Below are 673 nucleotides of genomic sequence, written 5' to 3'. Positions count from 1 at the left end.
AGCCATCGACAAGCACGGTAATCCAGTCGACTTCCTGCTCACCGCCCACCGCGACCTCGATGCGGCTAAGCGGTTCTTCCGTAAGATGCTGGCGGACCAGCCGTTACTCGCCCCCGATCGCATCGGTACGGATGGCGCCAGCACCTACCCGCCGGCCATCGCTGAGAGCCGGAAGGCGGGCCTACTCCCCCACACGCCGATCCACTACGTCACCAAACACCTGCAGCAGGGCATTGAGAGCGACCACTTCCGGGTCAAGAAGAACATGCCTTGGATCGGCGGCTTCCGCTCGTTCAACACGGCCCGGCGCACGATCTGCGGCTTCGAGGCGGTACTCTGGCTGCGCAAGGGCTTCGGCTTCGCTGGCGCGTGGACCGTCCGTGAGCAGAACCAACTGCTTAAAGTGTGCTTCGGACTTCCGCAGGCGAACAAAGCGTGAAAGCAGAACGGTAGAGAGCCTTCCGCGGCCTGACACTGAGTTCGCGACAGGCCCGTTCGGCGTCGATCCTTGGGCTGCAGCGCGCAACCCTGAGCAAGCCCGAGACCCTGCTCTGAGTCCCGCGGCTGAACCCAATCGAGAGCCCGAGCCCGAGTTCGATCCCCCCGAAATCGCCGGCACCACCCCAGTGGCGCGCGCCGCCTCGGCGCTGTTCCGGCACGAGAGCGTGATCAC

Annotated in this window: 1 protein-coding gene; it reads left to right on the top strand. The window is 64.9% G+C overall.

What is annotated here, in order from left to right; genetic code table 11:
* A partial coding sequence (locus CVH10_RS16890) for a DDE-type integrase/transposase/recombinase (RefSeq protein WP_146142955.1) occupies window positions 1-439 on the top strand: 439 nt, incomplete at its 5' end.
* Between the last annotated feature and the right edge of the window lie 234 nt (window positions 440-673).

The organism is Halomonas sp. ND22Bw (assembly GCF_003011945.1).
Lineage (GTDB): Bacteria > Pseudomonadota > Gammaproteobacteria > Pseudomonadales > Halomonadaceae > Halomonas > Halomonas halophila.
This window is presented reverse-complemented; position numbering and strand designations above follow the sequence as displayed.